The organism is Ferrimonas pelagia (genome assembly GCF_039543565.1).
Taxonomy (GTDB): domain Bacteria; phylum Pseudomonadota; class Gammaproteobacteria; order Enterobacterales; family Shewanellaceae; genus Ferrimonas; species Ferrimonas pelagia.
This window is the reverse complement of the sequence record NZ_BAABJZ010000107.1, coordinates 126071-147844: the sequence shown is the minus strand read 5'-3', so window position 1 is coordinate 147844 and position 21774 is coordinate 126071. Positions and strand designations below refer to the sequence as shown.

The 21774-nt window shown below is 51.6% G+C and carries 17 protein-coding genes; 10 read left to right on the top strand and 7 right to left on the bottom strand.

Annotated elements, in window-relative coordinates:
* Positions 1-83 precede the first annotated feature (83 nt).
* A complete protein-coding gene (gene pyk / locus ABEA08_RS21940) occupies positions 84-1520 on the top strand; it encodes a pyruvate kinase (RefSeq protein WP_345337591.1) in 1437 nt (478 codons plus the stop codon).
* 110 nt (positions 1521-1630) lie between these two features.
* On the opposite strand, the gene ABEA08_RS21935 is transcribed toward pyk, so the two are convergent.
* On the bottom strand, positions 1631-2908 hold the full coding sequence (locus ABEA08_RS21935; protein WP_345337590.1) for a glycosyltransferase family protein: 1278 nt from the start codon (positions 2906-2908) through the stop codon (positions 1631-1633).
* Positions 2909-2999: 91 nt separating this feature from the next.
* Here ABEA08_RS21935 and ABEA08_RS21930 point away from each other — a divergent pair, with 91 nt between their 5' ends.
* Positions 3000-4019, top strand: coding sequence for a hypothetical protein (locus ABEA08_RS21930; RefSeq protein WP_345337589.1), 1020 nt, complete (start codon positions 3000-3002; stop codon positions 4017-4019).
* Here the strand turns inward: ABEA08_RS21930 and ABEA08_RS21925 are convergent.
* Positions 3957-4805 carry a PEGA domain-containing protein gene (locus tag ABEA08_RS21925; protein ID WP_345337588.1) on the bottom strand — a complete coding sequence of 283 codons (849 nt, stop codon included), beginning with the start codon at positions 4803-4805 and terminating at the stop codon, positions 3957-3959. The two genes, ABEA08_RS21930 and ABEA08_RS21925, sit on opposite strands and share 63 nt — an antisense overlap.
* Before the next feature lie 118 nt (positions 4806-4923).
* On the opposite strand from ABEA08_RS21925, the gene ABEA08_RS21920 reads away from it, so the two are divergent.
* Genes ABEA08_RS21920 through ABEA08_RS21885 form a run of 8 tightly spaced genes read left to right on the top strand, consistent with a single transcriptional unit; the run spans position 4924 to position 14118 of the window.
* Complete coding sequence (locus tag ABEA08_RS21920) at positions 4924-6114, top strand: PP2C family protein-serine/threonine phosphatase (protein WP_345337587.1); 1191 nt, start codon at positions 4924-4926, stop codon at positions 6112-6114.
* Positions 6115-6125: 11 nt separating this feature from the next.
* Complete coding sequence (locus ABEA08_RS21915) at positions 6126-6452, top strand: STAS domain-containing protein (RefSeq protein WP_345337586.1); 327 nt, start codon at positions 6126-6128, stop codon at positions 6450-6452.
* A gap of 7 nt (positions 6453-6459) precedes the next feature.
* Positions 6460-7647, top strand: coding sequence for a nucleotidyltransferase family protein (locus tag ABEA08_RS21910; RefSeq protein WP_345337585.1), 1188 nt, complete (start codon positions 6460-6462; stop codon positions 7645-7647).
* A complete protein-coding gene (locus ABEA08_RS21905) occupies positions 7647-8084 on the top strand; it encodes an ATP-binding protein (protein WP_345337584.1) in 438 nt (145 codons plus the stop codon). Before ABEA08_RS21910 ends, ABEA08_RS21905 begins: the two co-directional genes overlap by 1 nt.
* A gap of 20 nt (positions 8085-8104) precedes the next feature.
* Positions 8105-9961: a glycosyltransferase family 2 protein gene (locus ABEA08_RS21900; RefSeq protein WP_345337583.1), complete on the top strand. Its 1857-nt coding sequence runs from the start codon at positions 8105-8107 to the stop codon at positions 9959-9961.
* Between the two features lie 14 nt (positions 9962-9975).
* A complete protein-coding gene (locus tag ABEA08_RS21895; RefSeq protein ID WP_345337582.1) occupies positions 9976-11319 on the top strand; it encodes a DUF3131 domain-containing protein in 1344 nt (447 codons plus the stop codon).
* Positions 11319-12767 (top strand): DUF3131 domain-containing protein, encoded by a 1449-nt coding sequence (locus ABEA08_RS21890; RefSeq protein WP_345337581.1) that lies wholly within the window; start codon positions 11319-11321, stop codon positions 12765-12767. Before ABEA08_RS21895 ends, ABEA08_RS21890 begins: the two co-directional genes overlap by 1 nt.
* Entirely contained in the window at positions 12700-14118 is a 1419-nt protein-coding gene (locus ABEA08_RS21885; protein ID WP_345337580.1) for a DUF3131 domain-containing protein, read from the top strand. The genes ABEA08_RS21890 and ABEA08_RS21885 overlap by 68 nt, the downstream gene beginning before the upstream one ends.
* Positions 14119-14123: 5 nt before the next feature.
* Here the strand turns inward: ABEA08_RS21885 and ABEA08_RS21880 are convergent, their stop codons facing one another.
* From ABEA08_RS21880 to ABEA08_RS21860, 5 genes are all read right to left on the bottom strand, one after another.
* Positions 14124-16409, bottom strand: coding sequence for a tetratricopeptide repeat protein (locus tag ABEA08_RS21880; RefSeq protein ID WP_345337579.1), 2286 nt, complete (start codon positions 16407-16409; stop codon positions 14124-14126).
* Positions 16384-16986 carry a HAMP domain-containing protein gene (locus ABEA08_RS21875; protein ID WP_345337578.1) on the bottom strand — a complete coding sequence of 201 codons (603 nt, stop codon included), beginning with the start codon at positions 16984-16986 and terminating at the stop codon, positions 16384-16386. The genes ABEA08_RS21880 and ABEA08_RS21875 overlap by 26 nt, the downstream gene beginning before the upstream one ends.
* A 312-nt stretch (positions 16987-17298) precedes the next feature.
* On the bottom strand, positions 17299-17799 hold the full coding sequence (locus ABEA08_RS21870; protein ID WP_345337577.1) for a hypothetical protein: 501 nt from the start codon (positions 17797-17799) through the stop codon (positions 17299-17301).
* The gene (locus ABEA08_RS21865; protein WP_345337576.1) at positions 17796-19460 is read right to left on the bottom strand and encodes a glycoside hydrolase family 9 protein; all 1665 of its coding nucleotides are present in this window, start codon (positions 19458-19460) and stop codon (positions 17796-17798) included. The genes ABEA08_RS21870 and ABEA08_RS21865 overlap by 4 nt, the downstream gene beginning before the upstream one ends.
* A complete protein-coding gene (locus ABEA08_RS21860) occupies positions 19457-21550 on the bottom strand; it encodes a glycoside hydrolase family 2 protein (protein ID WP_345337575.1) in 2094 nt (697 codons plus the stop codon). The genes ABEA08_RS21865 and ABEA08_RS21860 overlap by 4 nt, the downstream gene beginning before the upstream one ends.
* Between the last annotated feature and the right edge of the window lie 224 nt (positions 21551-21774).

The window sequence follows — 21774 nt, the reverse complement described above, 5'->3', positions numbered from 1 at the left end:
TCACTAGCGCCCGGTGTTGTTTTCTTTCACTGTTGTTGCTGGGTTTTAACATAAGACACCGATAGCTAATAAGGGAGCCGATCATGCTCAGAAGAACCAAGATCGTAACCACCCTAGGTCCAGCCACGGATCGAGATAATAATCTCGAAAAAGTGATCCTCGCTGGTGCCAATGTGGTTCGCATGAACTTTTCACACGGCAGCGCTGAGGATCACATTCAGCGAGCAAAAGACGTGCGCGAACTCGCGGCGAAGCATGGCCTCCATGTGGCGATCTTAGGGGATCTGCAGGGACCAAAGATCCGGGTTTCCACCTTTAAAAATGGCAAGATCCAATTGGCGCTTGGCGATCACTTTATTTTGGACAGCGCCCTAGCCAAAGGTGAAGGTTGCCAAGAGAAAGTGGGCTTAGACTATAAAGAGTTGCCAAATGACGTCAGTCCAGGCGACATTTTGATGCTTGACGACGGTCGCGTTCAACTTCAGGTAACCAAAGTGGTAGGGAGTGAAGTCCACACCACGGTGACCGTGGCTGGCCCCCTCAGCAATAATAAAGGGATCAACAAACTCGGAGGCGGCTTATCCGCTGCAGCACTGACCGAAAAAGACAAAGCCGATATCCTAACCGCAGCCAAGATCCAGGTCGAATATCTCGCTGTCTCTTTCCCTCGCACCGGCGCAGATCTCGATTACGCCCGCTCCCTTGCCCAGCAGGCCGGGCTCAATGCGAGCATCGTAGCTAAGGTCGAGCGCGCCGAAGCCGTTGCCACGGATGCCGCGATGGATGATGTGATCTTGGCATCGGATGTGGTGATGGTCGCTCGAGGCGATCTTGGCGTCGAGATCGGTGATCCTGAGCTGGTTGGCGTACAAAAACGTCTGATCGAACGTAGCCGTACTCTGAATCGAGTTGTGATCACCGCCACTCAGATGATGGAGTCTATGATCACCAGCCCGATGCCAACACGAGCCGAAGTCATGGACGTGGCCAATGCCGTGCTGGATGGCACCGACGCCGTCATGTTAAGCGCCGAAACAGCCGCCGGTGACTTTCCGGAAGAGACGGTCCTGGCCATGTCCAAGGTGTGCTTGGGCGCAGAGAAACACCCAAGTGCATCGGTTTCAAGCCACCGCCTCAGCGAAAAGTTCGACTCGGTAGAGGAGACCGTCGCAATGGCAACCATGTACGCCGCCAACCACCTAGCAGGCGTCAAGGCGATCATTGCACTGACCGAGTCCGGAACGACACCACAGTTGATGAGTCGGATCACCTCCACCCTGCCGATCATCGCGCTCTCCCGTCACCAAACCACACTCAATCGACTGGCATTGGTTCGGGGCGTTGTTCCCGTTGAGTTCGACTCAAGTGCTCATAATGAAGATACCATCGCCAAAGCGGCGCTGGACTGCGTGAAGCAGGCCAACCTGATCAGCAGTGGCGATCTGCTGCTCATGACCAAGGGTGATATGATGGAAACCATTGGCGGCACAAACACCTGCAAGATCGTGACTGTTAGCTAAGCCCTTTGTCACTGTGCATCGGCTAACCGTGGATAGAGAAAGCGGCTTAGATCTAAGCCGCTTTTTTTGATCATAAGTAGAATTCCGCGCAAGCTGGCTTATCTGTCACACTATTCGACCTTGAGCGTCTCACGCTGATTTACCTCAGAAAGAGACGCTTGCCGAAGCCTTTCTGGGGTCACCTCCCGGCTGGCAAGCAGCTCAGTAAGATTATGAGAAGCCAAAAATGGCGTCATCTCAACCAGTAAGGCCTCCCACTCATTCTCGTTCAGATCATCGATCAGCGCAGCAAACGCATCCGCGTCGGCTCGCTGCGGTACATACTGACGGTACATAGCGACGATCGCCTTGAGCATGCTCAGATAGGGCGCAAGATCCGTCGTGGTTGACAGGGCATCGCTGTCGATCCAGCCGATCCCAACCTTACTGATCTGATCCGCTTGATGCAGTTGCGTCCGCAGCAACAGCTCAATGTCGAACGCAAACTGATTTTCCAATCGCTGCTTTAGTACATGAGGTAGCAGATCCGCGCGAAATGCCTTGAAGCCGCACTGGGTATCGACAAGAAAGTTCAGTTGTGGAAGTAGCTTCTTCCAAAGAAAGATAAACAGCTTACCGCGCTCATTGCGCACCCCTTCCTTCAATACGACCGATTGCGGCTCTCGACGCGATCCACACACAACTAGGGCTTTTTGATCAACAAGGGGTTGGACCAACAAGCCTAACTGACCGAGGTGGGTGGACAGATCCGCATCCGTATAACAAACATAATGAGTCGCACTGGGATCGCGTTCATACGCATTGGCCAAACCCAAACAGACAGAGCCACCTTTTCGGCTTTGCTCTACCGCGCTCAGACCCGTAACCACCTCATGATGTTGGTCAATCGCATCCTGTAAATAGTGCACTTGCACTTGCTCTTGCCGCCTCAAGCTTTCAATGACACGACTTGCCGCCGCCCCACTACCGTCAGGACAACCGTCGTCGACTATCTCCATTTGCCAACTCAACAACGGCAGATCCGCGCACAACCAATCGAGCTGCTCCACCTTGCGGCGAATGAAGTCTTCTCCATATTGATGATGCTTTGGTGACATCATGCGTTCTGTTTCTTTATACATGGCGAACACCACGGTTAGCGTGGTCGGAACAGCAATAGCTTCGCAACAGCGCCGAGACAAAGCTAATTTTAACGCCAACTGAAAGCCGAGGTGATCTTTCCAGCGTACGTCACTTTCAATCTGCCTCAATTGAAACAGCGTCAGCCCCTCAGCCAGGAGCAGATTGGCTGAGCCAGCAATCGCATTAAGATGTGAGTTCGATGTCAAATCCAGTTTAGAACCTAACGAAGTAATATTTCCAACAACCTGACCCACTAACGCGTCCATAAACACCCTTGCTGTCATATGAGAACAATTCCTTTACTCTCAACGCTAGAATAGTTACGTTATTTTTGCCAAGGATCGAGGCGAACTTTTTATGAATGCTATACAGTTTTGGTATAATGGCAAGTTCAAGCTATTGATATGTATCTTTATATCTCTCAACTCAACGCTAAGCTATGCAACAGATGGTCGCCACTATCGAAATAGCGCGCAACGTGCGCCCAAAAATCAAAGTTCGGTACTTAGCCGACAAACGCAACACAGCAAGGCACTGCCTACTTCGACATGGGATGAGATCTGGCGAGGCGTTAACAGTTCTTTCGACCTTCCTTTGGCTGAAGTTACTGACCAAGATGGCCCCTGGTATCAAGGCTTCTCCGGAAACATCGCACTGAACTACCCATTGCGCGAGAGCGTGATCGCCGCAAATCCAAGCAACAATGTCGGAGGTACGGAGGGGATCAACCAAAATATTTCAGCGACACTCAAGTACAACCCCATCGGTAATTGGTTTGCTACGATCACCTTCGCACATTATCTCGACGGCAAATTGCAGCAACCTTGGGAGCCTGATTACACATACGTCTTCGGCTACAGCGACTGGCGACCTTACACGCTTTCATTGATCTATTCCAATTACGGCGGAAACCGTTTTAGTCCGGAAAAGGGAGAAAAGAGCACTCACTTCAATCGCGGCACTTGGAGCCTGGGCTGGAAGTTCCCGGTCCCGTTCTCTTGGATCAGATGGGCGTCCGGGTTTGATGATGCCAGTATGGGATGTGAGCTCGGATTTAACTACACACCTGAGTATTTTGACTTAGCAACAACAAGCTATAAGTCATCACATCGCACTTTTCAATTGGGCTGTAAATACACGATAACCGGCAACTGGTATGTCAATGCATCATTCTTTTATTATCCAACCAGTGGCCAAAAACAGCCATGGAACCCAGATTTTACCTACGGGTTTGGCTACTTCGATTGGCGCCCGTTTACCTGGACCCTGCAATACAATAACTACTCTGGCAATCGTTTCCCATGGAATCCAGACTCACCAGATACAGGGCGCTTCAAAGATGGCGCTTTGATGCTCGCCTGGAGTTGGGCTTTCTAAGGGAGATGCGTCACCCAACAAGTTGACACAATATCTGTTATTCAAATGCTGGAGCTTCACCCAACGATTCAGCGTCATATAGCCTGGGGCTGAGATCCGTAATAGATACTGACCTTCGGGCAAACTCAACCCTTGCGTGTAACGTGGCTTGATATTCAGTACCTCAACCTTTGCGTTAGCTGGCTGGGTTTCCACAAAGAGATCAACCAACTCTACGCTTTCCACTTCAGCACGCTGTAATAACGTCTGTTGCTCAAGAGCTGCAAGTTGACCGCGTAATTGCTCGATGACGGTATTTTGCTGCGCGATCTGCTCGCCTGAGTCGGCCACTTGCTGCTGCAGGGTTAACCATTGACTAGAAGCGCGAGACAGGCTTCGCTCTAGCACAGCAGTCCGCTGTTCAAGCACATCATGTTGATGATCCATAACCTGAGGTGTCTCTCGTTCCTGCAACGACAATTCGTGGGCCATTGCCCTCAACGTCGAATAACTAAAAGTCCGAGCAAAAGCCGTATCATCAAATGGTGGCCGATTGTTTAGGTATTGCCACGTCTCTGCCATCGTCGACAACGCCTCTAACTTTGTGCGTGAAGGCGCATCATTTGTATACTCAAGCCAATCTTGGATCTGCGCCATCGCTTGCGTTGCCGCCTCGAGATGCAGGGCCGTCGACCGTAGCTTTGCCCGTAAATGGCTGTCACAACCATGAACACTTAGCACTCCAAACAGCACCACCGGCCAAACGACGTAGCGTATGTTTCGAGGCACATTGATTCCGATCTTCATCCAACTCTTCCCTGTCGTCACTCACCGAAGTGTAGATCAAAGAATTTGCCTGATAATTAAACCTCTACTAGCGTTAGATTAAGCATAGGCAATTTTGCCGCAGGAAACGGATTTCCCTATGAAAGTGTTGCTGGTCGAAGACGCTCGTGACGTCAGAAAGGTGCTGTCGTTGTCCCTCAATAAATTTGGACACGACGTTGCAACTGCTGAACACGGTGCCGAAGCATTAGAGATGCTCAACAATCAGCCCGAGATCCAGATGGTGGTTTCAGACGTTTCCATGCCCGTTATGGATGGTCACGCGCTATGTCGAACCATTAAGCAACAGGATTTTGGCCGATTCGTCTATTTCATCTTGCTCTCATCAAAAGATCAGGAACAGGAGATCATCGAAGGCCTGAAGATCGGCGCGGATGACTTCATCACCAAACAATCTCCCTTAGCAGAGCTGAACGCCAGGATCGGGGTCGGCCAACGCATCATTGAACTCAATAATGAGCTCAATCAACAAAACGAGCGGTTAACCAAAGCCTATGCGCAGATCAAAAAAGATCTGCTTATGGCCGCCGAAATGCACAGCAGCTTGTTGCCTACCCATAGTGAGCTACCTGGTACCGAATTCGCTTGGATCTGTAATTGTTCGGCGTACCTCGGCGGCGATATGTTCGACTACCAGCGGCTGGATGAAAACACCATTGCCTTTTATTTGCTCGACGTATCTGGCCATGGGATCCCCTCTGCCCTGCTCTCCTTTACGCTAAAATACGCAATGTCGCCCAGCCAAAAAGGCGCCACATTACTCAAGCGCTTCATCTCCAGGCCGCCACATTACGAGATCCTGCAGCCGGTTGAAGTGGTCAGTAAGCTCAACGAGCGCTACATGTCTCAAGGCAACAGCACTCAGTATTTCACCATGATCTATGCCCTTCTGAATGTGAAAACTGGGCGAGTGACTGTCTGCCAAGCTGGCCATCCAGGACTGCTGCATCAAACCAAAACATCCACCACTGAACGGAGTATGAATGGCTTTCCGGTTGGTATGTTGCCGGACGTGGAATATGAACAATTTGAGTTCGATCTCTCCCCTGGCGATCGACTCTTTATCTTCTCCGATGGTGTTACCGAGTGCTTTAGCCCCTCGAAAGAGGAGTTTGGTACCGAACGCCTGATCCGCACAATTAATGACAACCACCACCTTGGTATCGATGACCAAGCCAAACTGGTCGAGCAGACATTGATCAGCTGGAACCGTGGTGATCAATTTGACGACGATGTGTCATTTCTCGCTTTGGAATGGCAGGGACTTTAAGGAGCAAATTTATGGAAATATCCACCTCTCAACACGCAGGAAACTTAGTGATCCATATCCACGCTAATCGACTGGATGCGGCTTCGGCGATGACATTTAAGCAGGCCGTGGAGGCCGCGTTGCCAGATAAAGGCGCCGGGATCATTCTGGACTTAGCCGAAGTAAGCTTTATGGATTCCAGTGGATTGGGAGCGGTTGTCGCCGTCCACAAAGGGCTACACGGCGGACAGATCAAGGTGGTTGGACTCCAGCAAGCGGTTCAAGAGCTGTTTCGTCTGACGCGTATGGATCGCATATTTCAGTGCCACGGCTCTGTCAATGAAGCAATAAAAGCGTGAGGTAGACATGAGAGGCATGATCTTAGGCGCAGGTAAAGGCACCAGGGTACGCCCTATCACCGCCAGCATTCCCAAACCCATGATCCCAATACTTCGTCGCCCGCTGATGGAGTCAATCATCCTGCAGCTCAAGAAGTTTGGGGTTGATGAATTGATAGTTAACACCAGTTACCTTGCGCCGGTATTGGAGAGCTATTTTCGGGACGGTTTCCAGTACGGCGTTGAACTTTGCTATTCCTACGAAGGTGAACTGCAAAACGGCGAACTGGTCGGGAAAGCACTTGGCAGTGGCGGTGGCCTAAAAAAGGTCCAGGATCAGTCTCACTTTTTCGATGATACCTTTGTTGTCGTCTGTGGCGATGCATGGTTTGACTTGGACTTCAAGGAGGCCATCGACTTCCACCGTCGCTCCGGGGGGTTAGCGACCATCATCACCAAGACACTGCCCGATGACCTGCTCGTTCGTTACGGTGTCGTCAAGACTGATGACAATGGCAGGGTATTAGCGTTTCAGGAAAAGCCGCCTGTCGGCACCGCTATCTCCAATCAAGTCAATACCGGGATCTACATCTTTGAGCCGGAGATCTTTAACTACATCCCTGCTGACAAAGTGTCGGATATTGGTGGCGATCTCTTCCCTGAGTTAGCAAGACAGCGGTTGCCATTCTATGCCAAAAACTTTGATTTCCAATGGCTTGATGTCGGCAATATAACCGACATTTGGCAGGTCACCAGCGACGTACTCAGCGGAAAGATCACAGGCTACCCAATACCAGGACACGAAGAGCGCCCCGGCATCCACATTGGAATAAACTGTGTCGTCGACTTGGATAACATCCATATTTCTGGTCCAGTCGTTATCGGCAGTGGTACACGAATAGAAAAAGGTGCCAATCTCATTGGCCCCTTAGTCATTGGTCAGAATTGTTTTATCGAAGCGGGTGCCACAGTCAAGCACAGCATTATTGATGACTATACCTTTCTTTCCGGCGCCGCCAGCGTCGAAGATAGGATGTTGTATAACGGCTATTGCATTGACCACCAAGGCAACCATATCACCCTTGAGGAGATCGGCGCTCGCTGGATCCTTCAAGATGTCAGAGAAGCTCAAGTACCGAGCGACATCAGCGCGCAATTGATGGACCTATCGGGCGCTGTCCCCTTTGGGGATACCAGAGAGAAAAGGAGTTCCTAATGGACAGGGAATTAAAACTCGAGGGTCAAGCGACATATGAAACGGTAGCGCTTATCGGGAAGGCCATCTCGGGCATGTATCACTTAACGGTCTTACCGGCTGTCGACCTTGATATGGTTGAACTTGCTGTTGTTGAGATAGGCAATAATACGGTAGAACATGCTTACCAAGGCGAGCAAAACAAAACCATATGGGCATCGTTTAAATATTCAAAATCCAGTGTGTCGATCACTGTCTCCGATAACGGCAGCCGGATCCCTGACCACCTCGTCGCTGGCCTCGATAGCGTAGAGATCCCTGAGATGGATCCCGATGATCCTGACACCTGGAACACAAGCGGCCGAGGATTTGGAATAATAAACCAAGTTATGGATGAGATCGTCTATTTTCAGGATAACGGTAAAAACCATTTCCGGATGATCAAACACGTAAAATAGGATCAAGCCGGAGAGTCAAGATGGCATTTTACTTTGATAAGTTCGAAGACCGCAAACCGCCAGAGCCACTAAAGTACAATCCTGGTCTCGAGTTGCTGTGGCAGTTTTTCATCACCGTCAACTTAGTCATTGGTGGTTGGTATATACTATGGCGCTGGACCTCCTCTTTAAATCCAGAGGCATTATGGTTTGCTATACCATTAGCCCTCGCGGAGACATGCGCCTATATCGGCTTGGTATTGTTTAGCATCAATCTTTGGAAGGTCAAAGACTACCCTCGGCGCTCCCCTCCCCAAACCATACAACAATGCATTCACCACGAGCTGAGTGAAGATCGGCCTATCCGGATCGATATGTTCTTCCCGAGCTACGATGAAGAAGAGGAGTTAGTCAAACTCAGCATCGTGGATGCACTTAAAGTCGAATACCCCCACAAAATAGACATTAAGATCCACATCTTAGACGATGGCCGGCGCCCAGCGATGAAGGCACTTGCTGAGGAGTTGGGCGTCAATTACATCACCAGAAACAGCAATGAAGGGTTCAAGGCCGGAAACCTTCGCAATGCCATGGAACAAACCGACGGTGATTTCATCGTCATTTGCGATGCCGATACCCGACCTTTCCCAACTATCCTACGCCACACCTTAGGATATTTTCGCGATCCGGATGTTGCCTGGGTACAAACGCCGCAGTGGTTTTTCGATCTGCCCGAAGGTCAATCACTGACCCACACTCTCGAAAGACGCTATGGCGCAGCAGGCCGTAGCATCGGCCGCCTCGTTGAGCGGCTCTACGGCCCAGTCACCATAGGCTCCGACCCCTACGTTAACTGCCCCCAGATGTTTTACGACGTAATTCAAAGACGGCGTAACTGGGCGAATGCTGCGTTTTGCTGTGGCGCTGGCTCCATCCACCGCCGAGAAGCGGTTATGGAAGCTGCACTAAAGAGCTACGCCGAAAGCATTGAAAAACAAAGGCAAGAACAGGATAAAGCCATTCGAAAGTTAACCGGAGAGCAAGATATCGATGAGGGATTATCAGACATGATGATCCAACAAACGGTCTTGGATACCGAGTTCACACCTTATAAATTCCATGTATCCGAAGACATATACACCTCCATCGTATTGCACTCGGATGAAGACCGCGTATGGAAGTCCGTTTTACATCCCAATGTCGAATCCAAGATGCTGTCGCCACAAGATCTGCAAACCTGGATGGTTCAACGCTTTAAATATGCCGGTGGCACCATCGATATTGCCGCTCATGATTCCCCTGTCTTTCGCAAAGGGATGAGTTTCGCCCAACGTGTGATGTATGGGGCTACCGTATGGAGTTACTTTGGTGCGCTATGGAATATTATGTTCCTTCTGGCTCCGATTATTTATCTGTTTTCCGGTATTGCCCCCGTCGCAGCATACTCGCAAGAATTCTATCTACATCTCATCCCCTTCATCATTACCAACGAATTGGCAGCCATGTCGGCGACCTGGGGGATCAGTGGGTTTAAAGGAAAGTCCAACTACCTAGCCTTTTTCCCTGTTAACCTAAGAGCGATTTGGACCGTGGTCAAAGGTGAACAGATCAAGTTCCCCAGCACACCGAAGGATCGTCAGGAAGGGAACTTCTTCCACTTAGTGCTTCCACAGTTTGGCATCATGCTTGTCACTGCCATTGCGTTAATCTGGGGCTGGATGAACTATCAGTTTAACTGGTATGGTGATATCAATATCAGTGGCCTGATCGTAAATACGTTTTGGTGTTTGAATAACATTGTCGCCATGGCCGGTATGGTGCTATCTGCATTCTGGCGTCCTGAGCCCGAGCCTCAAACCGATACGGGTGATAAAGAGCCCTTAGCGGTTAACGTTTAACAGGAGTGACACGGATGTCTTTTCGAAAAAATCTGCTCCATGCACGTCACCATTTTGTCTTTTTGCTGGGGCTTACTGTCGCTTTCGGTTTTGTCTTCACGATCGAGCAGCAAGAGTTTCGCGATGATCTGGTAACACACTTGATCTACAGCCCAGATATACCGAGTAACGAACCTAGGCCATTAAACCAAGCAGAACGACAATGGGCATTGACCGCATGGCAGTATTTTGAGAACAACACGCAGCCAAGCGGACTCGTCAATTCGGTCAATGACTACCCGTCAACCACATTGTGGGATACCTCGTCTTATCTCATGGCGCTGATCGCTGCATCTAAGCTCGACATCATTAATGAGACCGAATTTAACCAAAGAATGTCGGCAGCTTTAGCTAGCCTGGCACAACTTCCTCTTTTTGATGAACAACTCCCCAATAAGGCGTATGACACACGCAGCCTTGCGATGGTGAATTACGACAATACGCCGAATGAAAGGGGGATAGGCTGGTCGGCGATCGATATCGGCAGATTGCTGGTACCGTTCAACATTCTCGTTTGGGAGTACCCCACCTATACCCATCAGGTCAACCGTGTATTGTCCCGTTGGGATCTTGACCCCATGCTGCAAGAATCACTGCTGTATGGGGCCACGGTCGAGCAAGAGCAAACCCTGTACGTCCAGGAAGGCCGGATCGGGTACGAGGAGTACGCCGGGAAGTCACTGAACCTAATGGGTAAAGATGTTGCGCAAGCACTTCGTTACACCGACTTTTTGATCTTAAAGGAGATTGAAGGTGTCGAGGTTCCCACTGACAGCCGAGATCCCAAACGGTTTAAAGCGCATAATTACGTGGTGAGTGAAAGCTATATTCTCGATGGCTTGGAGTTTGGCTGGGACAAGATCTCGCATGAATTCGCATGGCGGGTCTATTCTGCCCAAAAATCGCGTTACGACCGTACCGGAACACTCACTGCCGTCAGTGAAGACAACATTGATAGAGCGCCCTACTTTGTCTACAACACCGTATTTGCCGATGGCAAAGCTTGGAATGCCATCAGTGATAGTGGCGAAGATGCCTCCGAATTCAGAACCTTGTCGACCAAGGCTGCATTTGGCTGGTACGCACTCTACCGAGACCCATACAGCCTTAAGCTAATGGACAAAGCCAGTACCTTATTTAACCCAGAAAAAGGCTGGTATTCCGGTTTTTATGAAACTCTGAATGAGACCAACAAGGCGCTGACAGCCAATACCAATGGCATCATTCTTGAGTCCCTGCTTTACATTGAACAAGGTCCACTACTTCGTGCGGGCACTCAGTCAGATCCCGTTCGTTTGGCTCAGAAGGAATCGTTATAATGCAGCGCACTCTGATTAGCCTGTCTTGTGTCGCTTGGCTGACCAGCTGCTCTACCATCAGCACGCCTAGCGCTGATCTGCCGGACGTAGAGGTCGGTGATGGTTATGGTGTCAAACGCCAAGCGCCGATACCACCACATGTAGAGGTACCACAACCGCGGCGAGGAGCTTTGACTGAGCGAGAGATGAACATGGCTCGCACAGCATGGACCTATTTTGAGAACAATTACCAACCGACAACCGGGCTGGTGAATGCGGTTGATGGCTACCCTTCCACCACACTATGGGATACCGCATCCTATTTGGCCGGTATGGTTACAGCCCGTGAGTTGGGGATCATTCAGAAACAAACGTTCGACGAACGCATGGTGCGATTTATCAAAACCCTTAATACCATGGATCTGTATCGAGGCGAAGTACCGAATAAAGCATACAACACGGTTACCGCAGCAAAGGTAAACTATGCAAACCAACCCGGTGAGATCGGCTATTCAGCACTCGACATCGGCCGCTTCCTAACTTGGCTTTGGATCATCAAAGAGCGCTACCCTGAGCATGCGCCTGGCATTGATGCTGGGATCTTGCGCTGGAATTTTTGCCATGTAGTTGACGAATTTGGCACCATGTTCGGTGCCCTTGCCGGACCTGGCGAACCGACAGAATACCTGCAAGAAGGCCGGTTAGGCTACGAAGAGTATGCCGCCAAAGGATTTCAACTCTGGGGGTTTCACACTGAACGCGCCTCCAAACCAGAGCCGTACGATGTCATCAACATGTATGGGTATGACATCCCTTACGACAGCCGAGATCCCCGTAAGTTAGTGGCACACAGCTATGTCGTTACGGAGAGCTATGTGCTTGACGGTATCGAGTTTGGCTGGGATCAACCATGGGATACATCCTCTGAAGATACGGATTTTAGTCAAAAATGGGTAGCGGACTTCGCTCAACGGATCTACGCCGTGCAAGAAGCTCGCTATATGGATACAGGGATCATTACCGCGCGCACCGAGCATCAGTTGGACAAGGCGCCCTACTTTGTATACGACACCATATATACCGATGGCTATGCGTGGAACACCATCTCTGAAAAAGGAGAGTACCTGCCACAGTATGCGGCAGTGGCGTTAAAGGGTGCCTTGGGGATGTGGGTCTTGTGGGACACACCTTATACAGATATTGTGTTTGAACACATTGCCGATCTCTACAACCCGGAAAAAGGTTTTTATGAAGGGATCTATGAAAACGGTACTGGGTTAATAGAAACCTATACCTCTAATAATAACGGGATCATGATGGCTTCCTTACTCTATAAGGTTCAGGGTGAGTTAGCTGTCGAGCATCCTTGGCGTCCACCCAGCCGCTGGGAAGCGGTGCTTAATGATGAGTTCAGCCCACATCTTCAACAGTGCTTACCGTCACGCCACAATTGCAGCACTTGTCGCTAGCCTAACTCTCAGCGGCTGCGGGCTTATCTCCGATGGCGCGACTCAGGCTTACGACAAAGTTGCCAACGGCTCCTGGTTTTGGCAAGGACGTCATGGCGCCTTGACCGAAGAGGAGCTCGAATGGGCCTCGATTGCATGGCAATACATTGACCAAAACACCGATCCGAAAACCGGATTGGTCGGTGGGGTCAACGGTTACCCCACTGCCACTATGGGCAACGTCGCAGAATATCTGGCAAGCCTACATGTCGCCTATCAGCTCGGCTTGGTGGACCACTTAGCGTTTGATGGCCGACTCTCAGCTGTCCTGCACTTTCTCAACACCATGGACCTTTTTGATAACCGGGTACCCAATCGGGTTTACCATACCCAAACCACAGACATGGTGAATTATGCCAATGAGCCGGGTGAGATCGGCTGGTCCGGTCTTGAAGTGGGCCGACTGCTTATTTGGCTAAATGTTTTTAAACGCTATTACCCACCCTATGGAGAGTATATCGACAAGGCCCTGCTACGGTGGGACTTCTGCGCTTTGCTTACCCCCGATGGCGAGATCCAAAGTGGATATCGCCAAGATAATACAATACAGATAACCCAGGATGGTCGGCTAGGCTACGAGGAGTACGCCGCCTATGGCTACTCTCTCTGGGGGTTTAACCCTATGAAAGCGGACGTCTTGGAGCCTTATCAAGTCTTTTATATCTATGGCATGCCAGTGCTGGTCGATGGCCGTGATCCTCGCGTTGACGGTGTACCAAACCCGCTTGTCAGTACGCCATTCTTTGATATGGGCCTCGAGTTTAATTGGGATCGTTGGGATGATGTAAGTTCAGGCGATAAGACGCACACACGCTTAGATTTAGCCCGACAAAGCGAACAGTTATACCGGATCCAAGAAGCGCGCTGGCGCCAAGACGCTATCCATACCGCAAGGGCTGAGCACATTCTTAGCGGATCACCTTGGTTTCTCTACGACGCGATCTGGGCTCAGGGCAGCTTGTTTGCATCTCAAACTGATGAAGGTGATTTTTATGACAATAAGGCGTTGTTATCAGTCAAGGCTGCCTTTCTCATGTGGGCTTTGTGGGACACCGAGTATACGGATGAATTAATGTCCTTAATCTCACCACTGCATGACCCTGAGAAAGGTTGGTTTGAAGGGCGATTCGAACAAAGTGCTGGTTATGAAATGGCGCTCTCCTTGCCGACCAATGCCACGGTCTTAAAGGCGTTACTATACAAACAACAAGGCAAGTTATTAGGGGCTCCATATTCCAGTGCGCGACTTGAAGTGGTGCGCGCTAACGAATTTGAACTTCCTGGCAAATGTCACCCCATTCAGCTGCCTTAATACGCCTAATACCAAATCAACTTATCCGCACGGAATCTAACCGGATGACTTGATTGGTTCTGTAGGTTCAACGTCACCCGCCCTTTGGGCTCTGAGCGCCACTCAAAACCGGCACCCGATTGATATCGGCGCCAACCGGGCGCCAGATCCGAAATGGGCAGCTCCAACACGTAACCGCCTGCAACCCGTTGCAAATAAGGGGCAGCCCGTACCATTCTTGTTGCGCCGCCAGCATCCTGTAAGCCAACAAATAATTGGTCATCAATCGGCTCCAGCTCGGACAAATACAATTGCACCACGGCAAGATCAGCTGGTCTTGATGGCAAATCAAACAAAGTGGATTGCCACTGCCGCAACACCTTTGACTGGCTGAGAACCTGCTGACCTTGAGAAGGCTGAAACACCCATTCGGTCACCTCATCCCGCCGGCCGGACGACCAGGTAAAGCTAACTGCGATAGGACGCTGCCCCTGCGGCCCATAGCCATTCCAGTTCAGATCAATATGCGTTGCTGCTCCCTGGTATTGCCACTCCCTCAGCCCATCAGTGAGCGTCAGTTGCCAGCGCGTTCTGTGACTCAATTGTGCCGAAATGGCGATACCTTGCGCCGTTGGTTCAAACCGCCACTGGATGAGCTCTGGTACTACGTTGGGATCCGTAGAAGCAAGTCGATGCCAAGTTTGTGCGGCGGGCTTAGGCTCAAAGTTTCGATCTAGTAAACCGAAACTTTGTTCTGCATCGGCAAACCACCCCTGCTGGCCAGGATCATCCACCAAGGAGAACCAATTAATTGCAAATAACCCATACTGCTTAAGCGCAGGTAAATATTGCTCTAACTTTTCAAGCTCTAACGCTTGCCTACGCTGCCATTGCGGCTCGGAAGCGATCGCCACATAGGCCAACATCCAAGGCTTATTGAATCGCTGTCGCAATTGTAAAGCCAGACGCTGCGCGCGGATCCAAGGTGACCAGTCGGCATCAAAATGAATGGCCTCGGTATAACCGGCAATCATCAACATGGTCCCCACAAAATCACTGGCTTCTATTGCGGGTGCCGCAGATTCATAGCTGGCGAACTGCCCAATGGGATCCCAGTCGCCCAGTACCATCCCAACCTTTATTCCAGGTAAAGCCCGCTTTATCTCACCGATCACTTCTGACATCCGGCGTCCCCACTCAGGCCAACGCTCTATGCCATTTTTATTAAACTCAGGCTCGAGTAAGAGATAGGCTTCGGGAAGATCTTTTAACAATGGGATCAACCGTTGCCTTATCATCGTTCGATACGCATCCCAGTGTTCAGTGACAAACTCGGGGCTGATCTCATCTCCGAAGTACCAAAGCGAGATCATGGGTGTGTAGCCTTTTTGCACGGCAAGCTTTAACAGATCAGGCTGTAACCATCGCCAATCCGAATGCCGGGTGATCCATAATGTCACTCCCTGCAGGACACCGGCCTGCACCGGAGCATGCCGCCACAAAGGTTGGTAGTTTTGCCCACTACCGACAGGCAAATCGACGTCAAGTCGAGCGCCAGTGCCCCAGATCATGGGCCGCTTCACCGGCGCTTCTTGGTTCAATAGCGCCGTCGCCGACTGCAGGCGTTGCCGCCAAACGCGTCGTTGCAGATCATCGCCACCAAACCACCCCGGCTCCAGTTGTGCCTCGAACTGCTCGGCGACCTGCATTGCTTCACCCAGTCTCCCTTGACGATGGTAGCTCATCACTAATCCCAAATAGGCGGCAAACCTATGTTCGTCCTCCTTCGCGCGCTCGGTTAACGACCGATAGCGCTCTATCGCAACCGGAAGATTATTTTCCAGTTCCAACGCAGCATGAGCAGCCACTAACTGGGCTTTCTCTGTCAACACCGAATGGGGGTAACTGGCCTGCATCCGCCCTATGGCGTGGTACATTAAATCGACTTGATCTCGCTGCCTCATCTGCAATAGCAGCAGAAAGTCCCCTAGGGCAGGATCCTGTTGAAAGGCTTGGATCTGGGTCAGCAATGCCCGCGCCCTTAGCCGATGTACACTAAACGGATTCTGGGACAGGTATTGTCGCAATAGCTCAATCCCCTGTGCCCAACGATGCTCATCGACCGCCACCAACGCAGCGAGCAAAAGCCAGTTGTCGCCTTGGTCTTGACGCGTGATCACCTGCTGGCGCTCAGCGTCATTTAAAAGACCCAAGTATTGCTTCTGAACAAGCTGCTCTGATGACATGGCATTAAGAGTCATCGACACGAAGACCAAGCAGCAAAGACTAAGAGACTTCGTCAGCCAATTCATAATTGACGGTCTCAAACCAAGCCAGATTCTGTTCAACCATCTCCATTCGCAATTGAAACTCTGCATTGTAAGTCGTGAGTTCGGACTGCTTCAATACGGCAATATTCTCTTTCATCCCCATCACCATGATCTGGATCCGAGCCGTACAATCATTAATTGCCTCCGCTACCTCGATCATCTCATCACCATCGCGCAGCGTCACTTCTGCCGCAAGATCGCCAGCGGCAAGCCGCTCTAACGCCTGCCGTATCGACAACACCGGGCCAGCCAACTTATGGCACAGCCACCAACCGCCAAATCCAGAGATGAACAGCTGTAAACCAATAAAGATTACGAGCCAATCCACCATCGCCGCTTGAAGAGATGGTAAGTGTTCTGAAACGATAGCCATTTCAGAAGGGAGCAGTTGATAAGCCAGTAGCTCAGCCAATTGGGCCAACAATTGATCATAGAACAAGAAAAACAGCACGCCCGAGCCAAACATGCTGATCACCGCCATCATCATGACCCTTGCCATCACACGACGTGGCATACCGGCAAATAATATTTTCAACGATGGCCATTTCCTGCGTTGCATTGTGATCTCCTTGTCTATAATCGAATTACGGTGCAGAGGGAGAAACCGTTATGACCCACCTCGGCAAAGGATTGTCGTTATCCATCGTCTTAATCTTATCTGGCTGTCAACACATGCCTTTTGGTGCACATCAGTGCAGCGAATGCTGTTGTGACGCGAAACCCCACGTCACAACCAATGCACGTGATGAGCTTTGGGGAAACCTGCGCAATCAACGCTCAGCCTCCCTCGCGGCCCAGCCTCGAAGCGAATTTTGCACGCCACGACGATGTGACAGACTCGGAGGGTGCCCCTCGCCGTAACATCGGCGCATCAAGAGCCACCGAGCACGGGGTAAAACCTGGGATACGTGTGCCGATCATCAGCCTTGACGGCCTCGCTGCCCTCGATGGTGCCCTCATGAAGTCCATCAAACTGAAGTAACTCCAGTTCAGTCACCATCCACTGCATGTGATCCCATGCGAGACGCTCAGAGCGACTTAGCCCACTCCCAGTATTGTTCAACCAACGCTGCTGACTGACATACGTTTGGTGCAGGTGGTGACGAAAACTTGGCCAAGTGACACCCAGCGCACTGATCTCTGTCTTCACCTCGAGCCAATAGCCCTGAGCGCAAGGCCTCCCCTCTTGATCGCACGCAATGGCGGCCAGTGCCGTTAAGAGCACGGCATCGGACTCGCCCTGCCCGGCCGCGCTTATCCAAATCTCGGCAGCGTCTGTTACCCTTCCCTGTTCCCAAGCCTGCCTGCCCACGGCTATCGGCTCTAACGGTAGCCCCCACAACAAACCGGAAACGAACAGTGGGAGGATCATTTTGCCGCGTGACGCTGGTATTGTGTGCCATACAACAAGCTCGCGAGACCCAATGCCGAGGCGTTGTAGTCAATAGCAAACTCATTCACCGCGTAATCTCGGGCATCGTCGATATAGCTATGCATGCCTTCGCCTTTGGGCGCAAATCCGGCTTGTGAGTCCTGATTCGGACCGCCGACCATCATGCCGGGTGGAACGACACCCACAGCCCTTCCCCAGATATGATGCAGTTGCCTTACCGGCTTGATCCCGACGCCCGTGACATAGCTTTGCGCAAACGGATTCGCACCAAACAAGTAGTGCCACTGCGACCACGCCATCGCAAGGTAGTTAGGATCACTGTTTAGACGATAACAATAGCTAAACAGCACCCCCTCTTCTGCGACCATCTTATTCGAGCCCCAGATAAAGCGTTGATTACTGATTTGAAAAGGAGCTTGGGCACCCAACTTCATTAAGCCATCACAATGGGACAAAAATTGCTGCCGGATCGACGCCGACAAGGTCGGCTCCACGCCACTTTGCTGGAGGTGCCATAAACCAAGCACCGAAGGATCCTTCCATTCAAAGATCGCGATCTGCTGTGGCAAATTGCGCTTGGCATAGTCCAGATAATTCGACTGCTTCGTCGACAGGTACAGTTCAACCGCAGCCCAAAAGCGGTCATCACGATCATGCTCTAAGCTCGATTGGGTGTCCCACTGGTTATACATATAGGGGCCTGAGCCGCCGTCATCGCCTTCGTGCCACTCGATTATCTGCTCTGGCTGTAGCTCAAGCCACTGCCAGCCCAATTGTGCCTGCGCCAAATACCGCTCAGACCGCAGAGGATCCCGTAATTTGAATACTCGACTGGCCTGGGCCAATGCCGCGACCGCCTTGGCACTGTCTGGCGTCGAGATCCCATAAACAAATCGCGTCTGCGTATCTTCATGAGGCGAAACTAACGGAGGCCAAGCTACCCCACCGATCTTGCGATAAAATGCCCCGTCGCTGCGCTGCATCCGGCCAAGCCAGTCCAAACCGATCAGTGCCTCTGACAACATCTCCGGCATCGCAGCATCACCCGTGCTGTAACCCGCCAACTCCAGATCGGATGAGGCATCCATCAGCCGTGCCGCGGTGATCGCCGTCGTCGCAACGTATTTGCCAAAATCCCCCGCGTCGTACCACCCGCCCCGGCCGTCGATGACGGTTCCTTGTGGATTGATCTCATCTTCATGCGCCAATACACCGTCTTGCAAATGGGCTGCCGGTCGCATCAACCCAGTATAAGGATCGTGCAGCGCCACACCCGCATGTTGAAAGCGATAGGCCCGCAATAAGGTTGCAATGGTTTTCGTCAGCACCTGCTGCGCGACAGGGAAAGGAACCGACTGCTGCCCCTCCCCGATCAACCGATACCAACCCGGCTCTAGAGCATTTGGCAGTTCATCACCAAGGGCCGGTTCATCGATCTGAAACTCAGCCACCACTGCCTGAGTATCTGCGCGCTCTAGACGGATGGTGCCAGCATGCTCCGGATAGAATCGATTGTGGGCCCCAGGCACGTATCCAGCTTGATTCACGGCGATCTTCCCCTCAACCGCCGGTGGCGGAGGATCGGCGGCAACCGCACCGAAGCCTAACAAGGCCAATAAAACAACGTACTTCTGTCTCATGGTGTCACCTCAAACTCAAATTTTGAATATCCAAGTAGCCGCTGCTGCGCGCTGTAGAGATCGGCCCGCAATTGATAACGTCCTGCTGGCAATGACTCTGGGGCAAAGTCGGCAAGTTGCTGCACGGTGTCGGCCATGAGATCGACCCGCTGCTCCTGATGCGCCACCAAGTCTTCACCTTGATAGAGCTGCAACGTTAACCGAGCGTCAAGGTAGTCTTGGTGCAGATCATTGAGCAAATACACGGGCAGCTCAATCCATTGCTCGGGCGCAAAACTGGCTTGTTCGTGCATGATGCTTGGCATCACAGGTTGGTACGCGGTCTGTAACGCTTCATATCCAGGTTTGGGGTTGCGCCGATGATCCAACACCCCCCAATTCGCCGAAGGCCAATGCTCGACTAACATAAACTGGAATATCGCACCGACCGGTTGGTATTTTTGCCGTCGCAAGCTTTCCGCTGCGTAGCGGATCAATCGAGCTTGGTATTTTTGCGAGTTATCAATCAGCTCCGCAACATTCTTGCCGGCCGAAACACCAGCAAGCTCAAATGTTTCCTTACGCTGAAAGTTATGAAACTCCCATTGGCTCCAGTCATCCGGCAAACTCAGATCGTCCGTCAGCTCCACCACCCCCGCCCACACGGGCAGATCGGGCAATGCCTGCGCCCCGTACTCGGTAATAAGCGCCTGCTTTGCCGGCTTACCATAGTCCTGCCAGCTCCCGCTATACCAGCCAAGCCAGGGGTGTTCCTTGGTCAACGAGGCAGCGAACACAGGCCGGCTAGGATCCGCCGTTTTAAACGCCAGGTACAACTGCTCGTCCAGTGCACGGTTTTGATCCGGTTGATAATTCGAATAGACATATTGCATCCAATCCGCATCCCAAGGCGGTTCATTGTGCCCAGACCAAGTGACGACGGAAGGGTGATGACCAAATTGGCTGACGAGCAACCTCGCCTGACGTTGGGCTTCCAGGGTAAAGCTCGGCTCGTCGACATAGCCCCATTGCAGCGGAAAATCCTGCCACACCATCATGCCGAGGCGATCCGCCATCCGATAAAACCGTTGCGGTAACACCATGGCATGTACGCGCACGATATTGACATTAGCCTGTGCCATCAGCGCCAGATCATGGGCCAGCAGCGCCTCATTGGCTTTGGCCAGATAGAGGGTTGGGATGTAATTCGTGCCGCGTAAAAATACCCGTTGATGATTGATAAACCACTGACCACGTTGGCCGTCATAATAGATCTCTCGGAAGCCCACCTGCCGGCGGGCCACCTCGGTTCGAACACCATCCTCGACATAGCTGATCGACAGCTCATACAGTGCCGCCTCGCCCATTTCACGTGGCCACCACAATCGACGTTCTGCCCATGGCAGCGAAAAGGAGAGCCGTGCTCCGGCGTCATTGGTCACCACGGGGAAAACGTATCGCTCGACAGCCGATCGATCCGAGCCAGAGATCAGCTCCAACTGCCATTGTCCCCGCGCCTTCATCGGTTGAGCCACGACAAACTCAACGCTGGCCCGGGTTTGCTTTTGATTAACCTGACTGTGCCACTGCAACTCAGCCACATCGAAGGGGGGCTTTGGCTGCAATCGGACGTCACCCCAGATCCCGCCGGTATTTTGCTCCTGCCCCCGTTCACTCCATGCGCCGCCGGGCCGAGTATCATGGTGACTCAACACCCCTTTGATCAACCGCTTATTCAACGACCAATCCTTATCCTCCTGCTGCTCCAACGGACTATCCACTTCAACCACCAACCAGTTTTGTCCGAGTTGAAGTTGGGTCGATACCTCGAAAGAAAACGCCGCAAAGAATCCACTATGCTGACCGAGAAAATGGCCGTTTAACCAAACCCGTGCTGAGTAATCCACCCCCTCAAACACCAATTCACTGGGTGAGTCTGGCAGGCGGGATAAGGTAAAGGCGCGACGGTACCAGTGACGGCCGGCGAGATCATACCCTTGCGGATACCAGTTACCAGGCACCGTGATCGTCGGCCAATGACTGGCATCAAAATGAGACTGAACGGGCGCCAGATCGGTTGGATCGTGCACCAGCGGCGAAAATTGCCACACACCGTTCAAGGCGGGATAAGTAAAAGCGGTTTGTTCTGTTGGAATTGAGCCACATCCATTTAGCCCCAGCAGCAGAACAATGAGCCACAGTCCCTGGCGCATTTTGTCGAAGATCCCCAAAAAACATCCGTTACCCAAAAGGCTAGCTCAGCCACACTAAGGCGCAAGCAAACCTTGAGAATACAAGGATAGTGTGAGGACATAACTCAACTCAGTATTTTGCG

Bases quoted from the DNA above. Each gene is read 5' to 3' on its own strand.
- ABEA08_RS21930 (WP_345337589.1), top strand. From the start codon at position 3,000: ATGAATGCTATACAGTTTTGGTATAATGGCAAGTTCAAGCTATTGATA.
- ABEA08_RS21870 (WP_345337577.1), bottom strand. From the start codon at position 17,799: ATGATCCTCCCACTGTTCGTTTCCGGTTTGTTGTGGGGGCTACCGTTA.
- ABEA08_RS21900 (WP_345337583.1), top strand. From the start codon at position 8,105: ATGGCATTTTACTTTGATAAGTTCGAAGACCGCAAACCGCCAGAGCCA.
- ABEA08_RS21915 (WP_345337586.1), top strand. From the start codon at position 6,126: ATGGAAATATCCACCTCTCAACACGCAGGAAACTTAGTGATCCATATC.
- ABEA08_RS21865 (WP_345337576.1), bottom strand. From the start codon at position 19,460: ATGAGACAGAAGTACGTTGTTTTATTGGCCTTGTTAGGCTTCGGTGCG.
- ABEA08_RS21925 (WP_345337588.1), bottom strand. From the start codon at position 4,805: ATGAAGATCGGAATCAATGTGCCTCGAAACATACGCTACGTCGTTTGG.
- ABEA08_RS21920 (WP_345337587.1), top strand. From the start codon at position 4,924: ATGAAAGTGTTGCTGGTCGAAGACGCTCGTGACGTCAGAAAGGTGCTG.
- ABEA08_RS21885 (WP_345337580.1), top strand. From the start codon at position 12,700: ATGATGAGTTCAGCCCACATCTTCAACAGTGCTTACCGTCACGCCACA.
- ABEA08_RS21875 (WP_345337578.1), bottom strand. From the start codon at position 16,986: ATGCAACGCAGGAAATGGCCATCGTTGAAAATATTATTTGCCGGTATG.
- ABEA08_RS21890 (WP_345337581.1), top strand. From the start codon at position 11,319: ATGCAGCGCACTCTGATTAGCCTGTCTTGTGTCGCTTGGCTGACCAGC.
- ABEA08_RS21910 (WP_345337585.1), top strand. From the start codon at position 6,460: ATGAGAGGCATGATCTTAGGCGCAGGTAAAGGCACCAGGGTACGCCCT.
- pyk (WP_345337591.1), top strand. From the start codon at position 84: ATGCTCAGAAGAACCAAGATCGTAACCACCCTAGGTCCAGCCACGGAT.
- ABEA08_RS21905 (WP_345337584.1), top strand. From the start codon at position 7,647: ATGGACAGGGAATTAAAACTCGAGGGTCAAGCGACATATGAAACGGTA.
- ABEA08_RS21880 (WP_345337579.1), bottom strand. From the start codon at position 16,409: ATGAATTGGCTGACGAAGTCTCTTAGTCTTTGCTGCTTGGTCTTCGTG.
- ABEA08_RS21935 (WP_345337590.1), bottom strand. From the start codon at position 2,908: ATGGACGCGTTAGTGGGTCAGGTTGTTGGAAATATTACTTCGTTAGGT.
- ABEA08_RS21895 (WP_345337582.1), top strand. From the start codon at position 9,976: ATGTCTTTTCGAAAAAATCTGCTCCATGCACGTCACCATTTTGTCTTT.